This window comes from Streptomyces sp. NPDC052687 (assembly GCF_040678395.1).
Taxonomy (GTDB): Bacteria; Actinomycetota; Actinomycetes; order Streptomycetales; family Streptomycetaceae; genus Streptomyces.
In genome coordinates, this window is record NZ_JBFATR010000014.1 from 61880 (window position 1) to 77017 (window position 15138).

The 15138-nt window shown below is 74.1% G+C and carries 10 protein-coding genes; 8 read left to right on the plus strand and 2 right to left on the minus strand.

Annotation, left to right across the window (positions count from 1 at the left end; genetic code table 11):
- Positions 1–145: 145 nt before the first annotated feature.
- The 6 genes from AB0K92_RS14855 (at position 146) to AB0K92_RS14880 (ending at position 7931) form a co-directional block, all read left to right on the plus strand.
- Complete coding sequence (locus AB0K92_RS14855) at positions 146–2404, plus strand: MMPL family transporter (protein ID WP_365922809.1); 2259 nt, start codon at positions 146–148, stop codon at positions 2402–2404.
- Entirely contained in the window at positions 2382–2942 is a 561-nt protein-coding gene (locus tag AB0K92_RS14860; RefSeq protein WP_365922811.1) for a GNAT family protein, read from the plus strand. Before AB0K92_RS14855 ends, AB0K92_RS14860 begins: the two co-directional genes overlap by 23 nt.
- 35 nt (positions 2943–2977) lie before the next feature.
- Positions 2978–3640 carry a hypothetical protein gene (locus AB0K92_RS14865; RefSeq protein WP_365922813.1) on the plus strand — a complete coding sequence of 221 codons (663 nt, stop codon included), beginning with the start codon at positions 2978–2980 and terminating at the stop codon, positions 3638–3640.
- Between the two features lie 226 nt (positions 3641–3866).
- Entirely contained in the window at positions 3867–4058 is a 192-nt protein-coding gene (locus AB0K92_RS14870) for a hypothetical protein (RefSeq protein ID WP_365922815.1), read from the plus strand.
- Between the two features lie 530 nt (positions 4059–4588).
- Positions 4589–7663 (plus strand): AAA family ATPase, encoded by a 3075-nt coding sequence (locus tag AB0K92_RS14875; RefSeq protein ID WP_365922817.1) that lies wholly within the window; start codon positions 4589–4591, stop codon positions 7661–7663.
- Positions 7664–7700: 37 nt separating this feature from the next.
- Complete coding sequence (locus AB0K92_RS14880; RefSeq protein WP_365922819.1) at positions 7701–7931, plus strand: DUF6191 domain-containing protein; 231 nt, start codon at positions 7701–7703, stop codon at positions 7929–7931.
- A gap of 23 nt (positions 7932–7954) precedes the next feature.
- On the opposite strand, the gene AB0K92_RS14885 is transcribed toward AB0K92_RS14880, so the two are convergent.
- Together AB0K92_RS14885 and AB0K92_RS14890 are read right to left on the minus strand one after the other, a co-directional pair.
- Positions 7955–9178: a PQQ-dependent sugar dehydrogenase gene (locus AB0K92_RS14885; protein WP_365922821.1), complete on the minus strand. Its 1224-nt coding sequence runs from the start codon at positions 9176–9178 to the stop codon at positions 7955–7957.
- Between the two features lie 358 nt (positions 9179–9536).
- Positions 9537–10535: an aldo/keto reductase gene (locus AB0K92_RS14890; protein WP_166002428.1), complete on the minus strand. Its 999-nt coding sequence runs from the start codon at positions 10533–10535 to the stop codon at positions 9537–9539.
- A 76-nt stretch (positions 10536–10611) separates the two neighbouring features.
- Between AB0K92_RS14890 and AB0K92_RS14895 the strand changes: the two genes are divergently transcribed.
- Both AB0K92_RS14895 and AB0K92_RS14900 read left to right on the plus strand, forming a co-directional pair.
- Positions 10612–11586, plus strand: coding sequence for a 2-hydroxyacid dehydrogenase (locus AB0K92_RS14895; RefSeq protein WP_365922823.1), 975 nt, complete (start codon positions 10612–10614; stop codon positions 11584–11586).
- A 407-nt stretch (positions 11587–11993) separates the two neighbouring features.
- A complete protein-coding gene (locus AB0K92_RS14900; RefSeq protein WP_365922825.1) occupies positions 11994–14975 on the plus strand; it encodes an EAL domain-containing protein in 2982 nt (993 codons plus the stop codon).
- Positions 14976–15138 lie beyond the last annotated feature (163 nt).

Below are 15138 nucleotides of genomic sequence, written 5' to 3' on the forward strand. Positions count from 1 at the left end.
GTGAATAAGCGCACGAATCGGCCAAACGATCATTTGTGCCTGTAAGAGTGACCCCGCATAGCTCATACGTTCTTTGCGGGCCGTTCACCTCATGAACGACTGTTCCCGACCAAAGATCCACACGTCACCACCTGGGAGCACGTTCGTGGCAGCCCTTGCACGCTGGTGTGTCCGGCACCGCCTCGTCGCTGTTCTGCTCTGGGTCCTCGCCCTGGCCGGGGTGGGCGCGGGAGCGTTCGTCGCGGGCACGGCGTACTCGAACGACTACAAGGTCCCCGGCACCGAGTCCGGCCGCGCCGGGGAACTGCTGGCCGCGGGGTTCCCGGACCTCGGCGGTGACAGCGACACGGTCGTCTGGCACACCGACGAGGGCACCGTCCGCGCGGCGGACGTCGAGCAGACCATGACCCGGACGCTCGGCCGGATCGCCGACCTGCCGGGCGTCGCCTCGGTGACCGGCCCCTACGACGGCCACGGCGCCGGCCGGATCAGCGAGGACGGCCGCACCGCGTACGCCACCGTCACCTTCCGCGACCAGGCCAAGGACATCGACGCCGCCGAGGCGAAGGCCGTCGTGGACACGGCCAGGGCCGCCGAGGGCGACGGGCTGCGCGTGGAACTGGGCGGCAGCGCGGTCGCGCTCACCGAGTCCCCCGGCGGGCACCTGGCCGAGGTGGTCGGCGTGGTCGTCGCCGCCGTCGTGCTGTTCCTCGCCTTCGGCTCGCTCGCCGCGTCCCTGCTGCCCATCGCCACGGCGCTGGTCAGTGTCGGCACCGCGTACGCCGGGATCGTGCTGCTCGGCCATGTCATGACGGTCGCCGACTTCGCGCCCATGCTGGGCGTGCTGATCGGCCTGGGCGTCGGCATCGACTACGCGCTGTTCATCGTCACCCGCCACCGGCGCGGCCTGAAACGCGGGCTGAGCGTGACCGAGGCGGTCACCGGCGCCGTCGCGACCACCGGCCGCGCGGTCGTCTTCGCCGGGGCCACCGTGTGCATCGCCCTGCTGGGCATGCTGATCCTGCGGCTCGGCTTCCTCAACGGCGTCGCCATCGCCGCCTCGCTGACCGTCGTCCTCACCGTCGCGGCCTCCGTGACCCTGCTGCCCGCCCTGCTGTCCCTGATCGGCATGCGGGCCCTCAGCCGCCGCGAACGCCGCAGGCTCGCCGAGCACGGCCCCGAGCCCGAGCTGCCCACCGGGTTCGCCGCCCGCTGGTCCGCCTTCGTCGAACGGCACCCCAGGAAGCTCGGCGCGCTCGCGCTCGCCGCGATCACCCTGCTCGCCCTGCCCACCCTCTCCCTCCACCTGGGCACCTCCGACCAGGGCAACGGCCCCGCGACGGCCACCACGCGGCAGGCCTACGACCTCCTCGCCGACGGCTTCGGCCCCGGCGTGAACGGCCCCCTCACCCTCGTCACCGAGGTGCGCGGCGCCGAGGACCGGCTCGCCCTCGACAACCTCGACGCCACCCTGCGCGCCACCGAGGGCGTCGCCTCCGCGACCCCCGTGACCTTCGACGCCGGCGGCGACACCGCGTACCTCACCGTCGTCCCCGAGTCCTCCCCGCAGTCCGAGCGGACCAGCGAGCTGGTGGACCGGCTGCGCACCGAGGTGCTGCCCCGCGCGGAGGCGGGCACCTCGCTCGACCTGCACGTGGGTGGCGTCACGGCCGGCTACGACGACTTCGCCGAGGTGATCGTCGGCAAGCTGCCGCTGTTCGTCGGCGTCGTCATCGGCCTGGGCTGCCTGCTGCTCCTGCTCGCCTTCCGCTCGATCGGCATCCCGCTGAAGGCCGCCGCGATGAACGTCGCCGCCGTCGCGGGCGCGTTCGGCGTCGTCGTGGTGATCTTCCAGTGGGGCTGGGGCAGCGAACTGCTCGGCCTCGGCCGCGCGGGCCCCATCGAGCCGTTCCTGCCGGTGATCATGGTGTCGGTGCTCTTCGGGCTCTCCATGGACTACCAGGTATTCCTGGTCAGCCGGATGTACGAGGAGTGGCTGGAGACCGGTGACAACCGGCGCGCGGTGCGGATCGGGCTCGCGGAGACCAGCCGGGTGATCAACTCGGCCGCCGTGATCATGATCTCGGTCTTCCTCGCGTTCGTGCTCAGCGGCGACCGGGTGATCGCCATGTTCGGCATCGCGCTCGCCGCCGCCGTCGCCCTGGACGCCTTCGTCCTGCGCACGCTGCTGGTGCCCGCGCTGATGCATCTGCTCGGCGGCGCCAACTGGTGGCTGCCGCGCTGGCTGGACCGGCGCCTGCCGCGGATCAGCATCGAGCCGCCCGAGGACCGCACCGGGCGGGAAAAGCCCGCGGACGCCGGCGCCGGACGTGAAAGGCTCACGGACGTCGATGACGTACTGCACGAGGAGCGGCAGCCCGATGTACGCGATATCCCTGGGTGACGACGGAGCCGAACTGCGCCCCCTGGAGCCCTGGCACGCCGAGGAGTTCCTGCACCACCTGGACCGCGGCAGGGAGTTCATCAACCGCTTCGTGCCCTTCGGGGAGCAGGCCACCGACGTGGCCGGGGCGCGCGAGCTGCTGCAGCGGTACGCCGACGGGCGCGCCGCCGACCACCGCTCCCTGCACGGCATCTGGCTCGACGGCACGCTCGTCGGCGGCGTCCTCTGCCTCAACTTCGACGCCGCCCAGGGCACCTGCGAGGTCGGCTGCTGGCTGGAACCCGCCGGCACCGGGCGCGGGCTGGTCACCCGCGCGATGCGGGTGCTGATCGACTGGGCGGTCGAGGAGCGCGGCGTGCACCGCGTGGAGTGGGTCGCCGCCGCGGGCAACGAGGCCAGCCTGAACGTGGCCCGGCGGCTGGGGATGACCCGCGACGGCGTCCAGCGCGAGAGCTACCTCCATCACGGCGTACGGCACGACATGGAGATCTGGTCGGTGCTCGCTCCCGAGTGGCGCGCGGCCCGCGGCGCTCGTTAAGACGGCTCTCAGACTCCGTCCGTACGGTGCTGGGCATGGGTACCAGGACTGTGGACGAGACCGAGCCGACGACCGCGGGGGACGCGGCGGCTGCCGGTGACGCGACGACCGCCGGGGATGCGACGGCTGCCGGGGATGCGACCGCTGCCGGTGACGCGCCGACCGCCGGGGACGCGGCGACCGCCGGGGACGCGGCGATCGCCGGGGACGCGACGAGCGACGAGGTGACGGAGGCGGAGGCCGCCGCCGCGGAAGCCGGGGAGGGAGCCGCCGAGGCCTCCGGGGAGGCGGCGGCGCCGGAAGGCCCCTCCGGGGTCGGGCAGGGTGCCGGGGCCGTCGTCTCCGCCGCCCTCGGTGTCGTCTCGCTGACCGGCGGCTGGGTCGGCACGGTGGCCTCCGCGCGGGAGTCGCTGATCGGCCAGCTGGAGACGTCGGCGTCCTCCAGCGTGGCGGACATGGTCCAGGCGGGCTACGGCGACGCCTGGCGGGCCAGTGCCCTGTGGGCGGGAGTCTTCGCGCTGGCCGCGCTGATCGTCGGCGCCGTGGTCCTGGTCCGGCCCGCGTTCGGCGTGCCCGGCAGGCCGCAGGCCCCCTGGATCAAGTCCGTGGCCTGGGGAGGCGTCTCGCTCGGTGTCCTCGGCCTGCTGCTGGCCGTCCTGAAGTACACCGACGTACTGCTGGGACTGCCGTCGGCCTAAGGGTCCTTCCCCTGGCAGTGCCTCCCCCAGGGGTCCTCTCCCTGGGGGCCTTACGGCGGTGGGCTCCCGGCTCCCGCGGCCGCTAAGCCCCCGCGCGCCCGTCTAAGGCACCACCCCGCACCGAAGATGCGGCACTCTCCCGATGTGCCCGACCCCCCTGGGCGACGAAAGTCGAGGCATCGCAGCGAGCGATGACCGAACCTTTCGAACCCCCTGGGGAGAGACCATGTACGCGCCCGAACTCCAGCAGTTGCGCTCCGCAGAACTGCTCCGCCACGCCGAGCAGGAGCGCCTGGCCCGCGAGGTGGCCCGGAGCAACCGCGCCGCCCGCCGGGAAGCCGCCGCACGCACCGCCGAGAGCGAGTCCCATAGCCGGCTCGGCCGGCTGGGCCGGCTCCGTCCACCGCGCACCGCGTGACCGCGGCGGCCCGGCCCGGACCGGCTCGCCCCGGCGAACGGCCCGCCACCGACGCGTCCGGCCGGCCCGGCGCCCCTTCCACGGGCGCCGGGCCGCTCTCACGTCACACCCCGTCCGCCCCCTCCGGCCCGGATTCCGCCCTCTCCGGCCAAGGGTCCACCCTCTCCGGCCGGGAATCCGCCCCCTCCGGCCAAGGTCCCGCTCTCTCCGGCTCAGGTGCCGCCCTCTCAGGTGCCGCCCTCTCCGGCCCGGAATCCGCCCTAGCCGGCTCAGATTCCGCCGTCCCCGGCCCAAGAGCCGCCCTCTCCGGCCAAGGTCCCGCCCTTTCGGGCGGTGTCGCCCTGCTGGATCCCGCCGGGCGCAGCCCAACTTCCGCCCTTTCCAGCCGAGATTCCGCCCTCCCCAGCCGAGATTCCGCCCTCCCCAGCCCGGGATCCCCCCTCTCCGGCCAAGGTCCCGCCCTCCCGGGCCGCCGGTCCGCCCGCCCCGGCCGCCGGAAAACCGGTGACACGTCGTCGGACGCACGTGCGATGCTCTGGCCCGTGCAGACCAGTTCCGTCAGTCCCGTGTTCGTCGGCCGCGTCGAGGAGTTGGGGACGCTGGGCGACGCGCTCGCCCGTGCCGCCGCGGGCGAGCCGCAGGCGCTGCTCGTCGGCGGCGAGGCCGGTGTCGGCAAGACCCGGCTCATCGAGGAGTTCGCCGCCGTCGCCGCCCGCGCGGGCGCCGTCGTCGCGCTCGGCGGCTGCGTCGAGATCGGCGCCGACGGACTGCCCTTCGCCCCGTTCTCCACCGCCCTGCGCACCCTGCGCCGCGCCCTCCCGGACGCCGTGGCCGCCGCGGTCGCCGGCCAGGAGGAGGAACTGGCCCGGCTGCTGCCCGAACTGGGCGAGGTCGGCGCCGGCCGGCACGACGACGAGGAGGGCGTGGCCCGCCTCTTCGAACTCACCGCCCGCCTCCTGGAACGCGTCGCCGCCGACCGCACGGTCGTCCTCGCCCTGGAGGACCTGCACTGGGCCGACGCCTCCACCCGCCACCTGCTCTCCTACCTGCTGCGCACCCTGCGCACCGGCCGCCTCGTCGTCCTCGCCACCTACCGCTCCGACGACATCCACCGCCGCCACCCGATGCGCCCCCTGCTCGCCGAACTCGACCGGCTGCGCACCGTGCGCCGTATCGAACTCGCCCGCTTCACCCGCGACGAGGTCGGCCGCCAGATCGCCGGCATCCTCGCCGCCGAACCCGACCCCGCCGACGTCGACGACATCTTCGAACGCTCCGACGGCAACGCCTTCTTCGTCGAGGAACTCGCCGTCGCCGCCCACGAGGGCTGCCACACGGGCCTCACCGACTCCCTGCGCGACCTCCTCCTCGTCCGCGTCGAGGCGCTGCCCGAGAGTGCCCAGCGGATCGCCCGGATCGTCGCCGAAGGCGGCTCCACCGTCGAACACCCGCTGCTCGCCGCCGTCGCCGGCCTCGGCGAGGACGAGCTCGACGAGGCGCTGCGGGCCGCCGTCAACGCCCACCTCCTGCTCCCCACCCCGGCCGGCGACGGCTACCGCTTCCGCCACTCCCTGGTCCGCGAGGCCGTCAGCGACGACCTGCTGCCCGGCGAGCGCACCCGCCTCAATCGCCGCTACGCCGAGGCCCTGGAGGCCGACCCGGCCCTCGTCCCCGCCGACCAGCGCGTCACCCGGCTGGCCAGCTACTGGTACCACGCCCACGACGCCGCCAAGGCCCTCCCCGCCGTCCTCGACGCCGCCTCCGCCGCCCGCCGCCGCCACGCCTACGCCGAACAGCTCCGGCTCCTGGAACGCGCGATGGAACTGTGGGACTCCGCCCCCGAGGAAACTCGCGCCACCCTGCGCCCCGTCGACCACACCGAGGTCTATCCGCCCTGCGGCGGCGACCCGCGCACCGCCCCCCTGCGCTACCTCGACCTCATGGCCGAGGCCGCCGTCGCCGGCCGGCTCTGCGGCGAACGCGAACGCGCCCTGAAGATCACCAAGCGGGCCCTCGGCCTGCTGGAGGACGACCCCGACCCGCTGCGCGCCGCCTGGTTCTGGGTCCAGCGCGCCCAGCTCGTGCAGAGCCAGGCCCGCGGCGACGGCTGGCGTGAACTGGCCACCGCCCAGGACCTCGTGCGCGGTCTGCCGCCGTCCCGGGTGCACGCCGACGTGCTCGCCGCCGTCGCCGGCTGGCTCATGCTGCGCGCCCCCGGCCCGCAGGCCTTCTCCGCCGCCGAACGCGCGGTGGAGTACGCCCGGATGGTCGGCGCCCGCGAGACCGAGCTGAACGCCCGCCTCACCCTCGGCGGCCTCATGGTCGACTCCGGCGACACCGAGGCCGGGCTCGCGGTGATGTACGAGGTCAGGGACCGCACCGTCGCCGAGGGCATGTCGTACGTCGCGGGCCGCGCCTACGTGAACCTGCCCTCCGAGCTGGAGGCCGTCGGCCGTTCCCGCGAAGCCGTCCCGCTGCTCGAACAGGGCGTCGCGCACAGCCGCGCCTACGGCCTGCTCAACACCGAGGCGTGGGTGTGGGCCAACCTGTCCGACTCGCTGTACTCCCTGGGGCGCTGGGACGAGGCCGCCCAGGCCGCCGAGAACGCCCGGCGGCGCGGCCAGAACGCCAAGCCGCAGGGAGCGGGCACCATGTGCCTCGCCCGCGTCGCCCTGGGCCGCGGCGACGTGGCCGAGGCGGCCCGCCGGCTCGCCGCCGCCCGCGACTACTTCGGCACTCACGACCCCATGCCCCAGCAGTCCCTCCCGCTCGTCGACATCAGCGTCGGCGTCGCCGCCGCCGAGGGCCGCCTCCTCGACCTGCGCGCCGAACTCCACGCCACCGTGGAGGCCGGCTTCCCGCCCGGCACCCACCGCTACGGCTGGCCCCTGCTCCTCGCCGCCGCCACCGCCGAGGCCGACGCCCGCGCCCTGCCCACCGCCCGGCCGGGCCGCGCCGAGGCCGTCGACCGCATCCGCGACGCCGCCAAGCGGCTCACCACCAACGCGCCCGTCTGGCTCGCCCACGACACGTGGGTCCGCGCCGAGCTGGCCCGCGCCGAGGACACCGCCGGCGTGGACACCTGGTCCGACGTCGTCACCGCCTTCGAAGGGCTGGAACGCCCCTACGACCTCGCCCGCGTCCGCCACCGCCTCGCCGAGGCCCTGCTCACGTGCGGCGGCGAGGACGACCGCGACCGCGCCGCCGAGCTGCTGCGCCTCGCCCACGCCGTCGCCGGCCACCTCGGCGCCCGCCCGCTCGCCGACGCCGTCACCCAGCTCGCCCAGCGCGCCCGCCTCTCCCTGACCGGCGCCCCGCGGCCGGCCCTCACCCCGGCCGACCCGGCCGAGGCGCTGGGCCTGACCAGCCGGGAGCGGGACGTGCTGCGGCTGGTCTCCGCCGGGCGCACCAACCGCCAGATAGCGGAGGAGCTGTTCATCTCCCCGAAGACGGCCAGCGTCCACGTGTCGAACATCCTCGCCAAGCTGGGCGTCTCCGGCCGGGGCGAGGCGGCGGCGGTGGCCCACCGGCTCGGGCTGTTCGCCGCGGAGCCGCTCACGGCCGGCTTGTCCGGACCCTCCGGCCCGGCCGGTCCCGCCGGGTGAGGTCTACGCTGGAGGGACGCCGGCCCAGGGAGGTTCCGTGTTCAACTTCTTCGAGGAACTGTTCGCCCCGGGCCGCAAGCACACCCAGGACGAACAGAACCGCCTGGAGCTGACCCGTGAGGACGTCGGCGACGGGGACCCCGGCCGCGGCCCGATAGACCTCACCTCCGGGAAGGTCGTCATACGACGGCCCGACGCCGACCCGGCGGAACCGGCGGACCCGGGGGGCCGGGCGGATCCGGGGGACGAGGAACCGGACGAGGACTGAGCACGCGCCCCCGGTGCCGCGGGTCAGCTCACCTGGAGCTCCAGGATGCGGTCGTCGCCCTTACCGGGGGAGCCACGGCCGTCCGTCTCGCTGGTGACCAGCCACAGCCGGTCGCCGCCCGCGGGGACGACCGTGCGCAGCCGGCCGTGGTCGCCCTCCAGGAAGGACTGCGGGTCGGCCGAGGCCTTCGTGCCCTTCAGCGGAACGCGCCACAGACGCTCGCCGCGCAGGCCCGCCATCCAGATCGAGCCCTCGGCGTAGGCGATGCCGCTGGGGGAGGCCTCGTCGGTGGACCACTGGGCTATCGGGTCCCGGAAGCCGGCCTCGCCCGATCTGCCCTCGGCCTCCGGCCAGCCGTAGTTGCCGCCCGGCTCGATCGCGTTCAGCTCGTCCCAGGTGTCCTGGCCGAACTCGGCGGCGAACAGGCGCTGTTTCGTGTCCCAGGCGAGGCCCTGCACATTGCGGTGCCCGTACGAGTACACCGCGGAGTCCGGGAACGGGTTGCCCGGGGCCGGCTCGCCTTCCGGGGTGAGGCGCAGGATCTTGCCGCCCAAAGACTTCTTGTCCTGGGACAGGCCCTCCTCGCCGCTCTCGCCCGTGCCGGCGTAGAGCATCCTGTCGGGGCCGAAGGCGATCCGGCCGCCGTTGTGGACGAAGCCCTTCGGGATGCCCTTGAAGATCGTGTCCGGGGCGCCGAGCTGTTCGCCGGCGGGCTTCTTCTCCTCGTAGAGCATGCGGACGATGCGGTTGTCCGAGGCGGAGGTGAAGTACGCGTAGACCATGTGGTCCGAGGCGTATTCCGGGGACAGGGCGATGCCGAGCAGGCCGCCCTCACCGGCCGCGGAGACTCCGGGGACCTCGCCCAGCTCCGTCTTCTCGCCCGTCTCGCCGTCGACGCGCACGATCGTGCCCTCGTCGCGCGAGGAGACGAGCAGGTCGCCGTCCGGCAGCGGGGCGAGGCCCCACGGGCTGTCCAGGCCCTCGGCGACGGTGCGCACCACCTTGACGGTGCCGGTCGCGGGCGGGGCCTTCTCGGCCGCGCCGCCGCCCGCGGACGGGGCCCGCTCCGTCGCCGTACGGCTCGGGGTGGCGCTCGCGGCGCCGCCCGGCGGCCCTCCGTCGTCCCCGGAGGAGCACGCGGCGGTCAGCACGAGCGCGGCCGCGGCCAGCACGGCCGACACAGCTCGACGTTGCACGATCTTGGTCCCTTCGACGCGGCGGTCTCCAGCCCAGCTTCCACTTGTCATACACCGCTCGCGCCCCACAAGTTCCCCATCCCTTCCACCCCGCACCGCATCCAGGCCGACGAGGTTGCCGGGAACGCACACCGGCACCGTCTCCCCGGCCAACGCGGACAAGTCGACGCGGACAAGCCGACGCGGACAAGCGTCGGGGCTCGCGCCGCCAGGGTCCCCGCCCCACGCCGTCCGAGGTCCGGCTCGCGCCGCCCGAAAGCCGCCCTACGCCCCGGGCATCCGCCCTACGCCGCAGGCACCCGCCCCACGCCACAGGCACCCGGCTCGCGCCGACAGGTACTCCGCCCCGCGCCGACAGGCACTCTGCCCCGTGCCGACAGGCACTCCGCCCCGCGCCGCCGTCCGGGGCCTACTCCCAGGACCCCTGCGCCCCCGGCAGCCCCGCCACCTCGGCCAGGTCCTGCGGGGTCAGGCGCAGGTTCGCCGCCGCCGCGTTCTGGGTGACCCAGCGCTCCTGCTTGGTGCCGGGGACGGGGACGACGTGGCGGCCCTGGGCGAGTATCCAGGCGAGGGCGACCTGGGCTGGGGTGACGTGGTCGCCGTGGCGGGCGGCTATGCGGCGCAGGCCCACCACTATGGGCTGGTTCGCGGCCATCATCTCGGCGGTGAAGCGGGGGTGGCGGGCGCGCATGTCGTCGGGCTCGAAGCCCTCACCGGGGGTCAGCGTGCCGGTGAGGAAGCCGTTGCCGAGCGGCATCGCCGCCAGGAAGCCGATGCCGCGCGACTCGCACCAGGGCAGCAGGGTGTCCAGGGCCTCCGGGGACCACACCGACAGCTCCGCCTCCACCGCGCTCACCGGGAACACCTGCTGCAGGCGCTGGAGCTGTCGGATCGTCGCGTCGTAGAGGCGGCTCCCGCCGCGCCGGCCGCCGCGCGCGCCCACCGCGCACAGGCCCAGCGCCCGTACCTTCCCGGCCCGCACCAGCTCCGCCATCGCGCCCCACGTCTCCTCGACCGGGACCTCGGGGTCCGCGCGGTGCAGCTGGTACAGGTCGATGACGTCCGTCTGGAGCCGCCGCAGGGACGCGTCGCAGGCGCGCCTCACATAGCCGGGACGCCCGTTGGCCACGATGTGCTGCTCGCCCACCAGCAGCCCCACCTTGGTCGAGACGAACGCGTCGGACCGCCGCTCCTTCAGCACCCGGCCCAGCAGCAGCTCGTTGGTGAAGGGACCGTACATGTCGGCGGTGTCCAGCAGCGTCGAGCCCAGGTCCAGAGCCCGGTGCACCGCTCGCAGCGACTCGTCGCCGCGCTGCCTGGACGTGCTGTACCCCCAGCTCATCGGCATGCACCCGAGTCCGACGGCCCCCACCGCGAGTGCCGCCGCGCCGATCGTCCTGCGCTCCACGTGGTCGTGACCCTCCCTCTCCAGGCACCCCAACCTAACCTCTGCGCTCACGCGCCCCTGACATAGCCTCCGGACCATGACTGCTGACGTGTGGCTGCCCATCCCGCCGGAGGAGATCGAGGGGCTTCCGGAGGGGCCGGCGTACCGTTTCTGGGACGGTGCGGAAACCTTTCCCTCGGACCCTGCCGACTGCGCCTTCTACGTCGTCCCCTACATGAAGCCCGCCCCGCTGGGGCAGCGTCCCCTGCCGGAGATGACGTCCCTGGAGGTGGTGCAGACGCTGTCGGCGGGGGTCGACCACGTGCTGCCGGTGCTGGACCGGGTCCGCGCGGGGGTGCGGCTGTGCAACGCGCGCGGTGTGCACGAGGCGAGCACGGCAGAGTTGACGCTCACGCTGATCCTCGCCTCGCTGCGGGGCGTCCCCGACTACGTGCGCGCCCAGGACCGGGGCGAGTGGCTCGGCGGGTTCCGTCCCGCGCTGGCCGACAAGACCGTCCTCATCGTGGGCTACGGTTCGATCGGATCAGCGATCGAGGACCGGCTCGAACCCTTCGAGCTCGCGCGGGTGGCGCGCGTCGCGCGCTCCAGGCGCACCACGGCGCGCGGTCCCGTGCACCCGCTCACCGACCTGCCCGCGCTGCTGCCGGAAGCGGACGTCGTGGTGATCTCCACCCCGCTCACCGAGGACACCCGTGGTCTGGTGAACGCCCAGTTCCTGGCCCGGATGAAGGACGGAGCGCTGCTGGTCAACGTGGCCCGCGGGCCCGTCGTCGACACCGAGGCGCTGCTCGCCGAGCTGGGGCGCCGCCGGATCACGGCGGCCCTGGACGTCACCGATCCCGAGCCGCTGCCCCCCGCTCACCCCCTGTGGCGTGCGCCGGGGGTACTGATCAGCCCCCATGTCGGCGGACCCACCTCCGCGTTCCTGCCGCGCGCCAAGCGGCTCCTGGTGGACCAGTTGAGCCGTTTCGTGAACCGGGAGCCCTTGCGCAACGTGATCCTTACGACGGGCGCCGACAGGTCTGGCGCTCCGGGCGCAGCGGGCGTGTAATCCGATTCGGGCACCCTCCGCAACCTCTCGGACGCGGGGGGTACTCGCTTCCCGCAGGTGGTCACGGAGCGTAGAGAAGCTATGTCCCTGAGTGACGAGACTGGTGTATCGTCCCGACAGGGGCTGCGCCGCGCACCGTTCGGCGCCGGGGATGGACATTTCAGACTGCGAGGGGGGCGACGGGCGATGCACGGCCTATGGACCAACGATCCGACTCGGCGGGGCCGCCGGCGGCGACCCTGGCGCACGGCCACGCGCAGGCGTGGCCACCACGCCGGTCACGGCGGCCACCACGGCAGCCACAACCTCAGTCACCACCGCCGGCACGGCAGCCGCAGGCGGCACGGGCACCCGGCACAGCGGGTCCCGCGGGACGCGGGCGCGGCGCCGCGGAGCGGGAGGGACCGGTGAACGCGCCGACGCCCACCCTCGACGCCCGTCTGCGGACCCAGCGCGCCACCGGCGCGCTGCGTCCCCGCCCGCCCGTCGCGCGCCGCGGACCGACCGCGGTCCACCAGCTGCTGCTGGCCCTGGTGTGCGCCGCCTACGCCGTCGGTTCCGCCGTCGGCTGGGGCTCGGAGCAACTGGCACTGATCATGGGGGACTTCGGACTCAGCGCGGCGGCCGCGGCCGCCGCGGTCTCCTGCCTCCTGTACGCGCGCGGCCGCCAGGCCCGGTTCCGGCCCGCCTGGCTGCTGTTCGCCCTGTCCTCCACGATGGCGGCCCTGGGCAACCTGGTCTGGGGCTGGTACGAGGTGGTCCTGGGCCGCCCCGTGCCCAGCCCCTCCTACGCCGACCTGTTCTTCCTGTGCTTCGCGCCGCCCGCCATCGTGGGCCTGCTCGTGCTCGCCAAGCGGCCGGTGACGAAGGCGGGCTGGATCTGCCTGGCCCTCGACGCCTGGCTGATCGGCGGCTCGCTGCTCACCCTGTCGTGGAGCCTCGCGCTCGCGCAGGCCGCCAAGGGCGGCGACCAGGGCGTGGCGCACGCCGCGCTCTCGCTCGCCTACCCGCTGCTCGACATCGCCCTGGTCAGCATGGTGCTGGCGCTGCACTTCCGGCGTTCGGGCGCGCACCGTTCGGCCGTCAACACGGCGATCGGCGCCCTGGCCCTGACCGTCATGTGCGACGCCCTGTTCACCTCGCCGCTGCTGCACCACAGCTACCGCTCGGGCCAGCTGCTCGACGCGGGCTGGTTCGCCGGTTCGCTGCTGCTGGCGTACGCCCCGTGGGTGGCGCCCCGGCAGCCCGAGGAACAGCACACCCGCGTGGTGCACGAGCACGTGCCCGGCCAGCGTCCCGCCGGCCACCCGCCGCACGGTCCGTTGCCGCCGGGCGAGCACAGCCGCTACCCGGCCACCCGCCCGCTCACCGGTTCGCTGGCCGCCCTCACGCCGTACCTGGCCGCCGCCGTCTGCACGCTGGGGATCCTCTACAACGTGCTCAACGGCCGCAGCGTCGACCGCGTGGTGCTGCTCACCGGCGGCACCGTGGTGCTCGCGCTGGTGATGCGCCAGGGGATCATGCTGCTCGACAACATCACCCTCACCCAGGAGCTGGCGCAGAAGGAGAACCACTTCCGCTCCCTGGTGCAGGGCTCCAGCGACGTCATCATGATCGCCGCGCCCAACGGCATCCTGCGGTACGTCTCACCGGCCGCGGCCGGGGTCTACGGACGCCCCGCCGAGGAACTGGTGGGCTCCGAACTGGCCGATCTCATCCACCCCGAGGACCTGGGCTGTGTGGTGCACGAGGTGCGCCGCTTCCTCGCCGCCAGCCCCCTGGAGGAGCCCACCACGCGCATCGAGTGCCGGTTCCGCTCCGGCGACGGCGGCTGGCTGAACGTCGAGTCGACCGTCAACCGCCACCACGGCGGGCTGATCTTCAACAGCCGGGACGTCACCGAACGCGTGCGCCTCCAGGCGCAGCTCCAGCACAACGCCGAGCACGACCCGCTCACCGACCTGCCCAACCGGGCGCTGTTCACCAAGCGCGTCCAGCACGCCCTCTCGGGCCGCCGCGCCTCCGACCGGGGCGCCGCCCTGCGGGGCACCGCGGTGCTCTTCATCGACCTGGACGGCTTCAAGGCCGTCAACGACACCATCGGGCACCAGGCCGGGGACGAACTCCTCGTGCAGGCCGCCCGCCGGCTCCAGGAGGCGGTCCGCCAGGGCGACACCGCGGCCCGGCTGGGCGGCGACGAGTTCGCGGCCCTGATCGTCGGCGACGGCACCACCCGGGACCGGGCGGCCCGCGAACGCAACATCCTGGAGCTCGCCGACCGCCTCAGGGTGAAGCTGTCGCAGCCGTACGTCATCGACGGCAACGATGTCCGGGTCGCCGCCTCCATCGGCGTCGCCTTCGCCGAACCCGGCCTCGGCGCGGGCGAGCTGCTGCGCAACGCCGACCTCGCGATGTACCGGGCGAAGTCGGCCGGCAAGGGCCGCGTGGTGCTGTACAAGCCGCAGATGCAGCAGGACGTCGTCCGCAAGGCGGAGCTGGCCACCCGGCTGCGCGCCGCCCTGCACGACGGGGAGTTCACGCTGCTGCACCAGCCCGTGGTGCGGCTCGCGGACGGCCGGATCACGTCGGTCACCGCGCAGGCGCGCTGGCGGTCCTCACAAGGGGTGCTGTTCACGCCCGCCGAGTTCCTGCGGGTGGCCGAGGACAGCGACAAGGCCGCCGAGCTGGGCCGCTGGATGATCCAGGAGGCCGTCGAGCAGGCCGCCGAACGTGCCGCGAGCGGGCTCGTGGTGCCCGTGGCCGTCCGGACGACCGCCCGCCGCCTGCTGGACCGCTCGATGCCCGTCGGCTCGGTCGAGGCCCTGCTGACCCGGCACGGACTGCCGTCGGGGTCGCTGATCATCGAACTGACCGACATCGATCCGCGCGTCCCGCTGGACGAGCTGGAGCGCCGCCTCAGCCATCTCAGGCGGCTCGGCGTCCGCGTCGCGCTGGACGGGTTCGGCACCGGCTGTCCGGCCATCACGGCGCTGCGCCGGCTCCCGCTGGACGTGCTGAAGCTCGACCGCGGCCTGGTCGAGGGCGTCGTCGAGTCCGCGCGGCTGCACAAGATCACCAGTGGGCTGCTGCGGATCGCCGGCGACCTCGGGATGCAGTCCGTGGCCGAGGGCGTGGACCTGCCGGAGCAGGTCGCCGCGCTGCGCGCGATGGGCTGCACCCACGGCCAGGGCATGGCGTTCTCCGGGCCCCTGGACGAGTACCGGCTGCGCCGGGCGCTCGGATCCGGCCACTATCCGGTGCCGCACGCACCGGCCGAGCCGGCTCTGGCGCGCGGCGCCGCGGGGGTGTACACGAGTGGTGTGACCGCCGTCTTCGGAGGCGGGACGGCCCTTCGCTCACATTCTGAGACTCCCGTCCCACCCACTTGACAGTGGGTGCGTGCCGGGGGGAGGGTCAGTGCCATGCGCACCCGAATTCTCGTACTTGGACAGCGCGTCGGCTGAGCTGGGGCCCACCGGAGGACGATCCGGAACCCCCAGCGACCTCACCGGCGCGCTCCCCTCGCTTGCCTTTCGGCACGAGGGGTTTTTT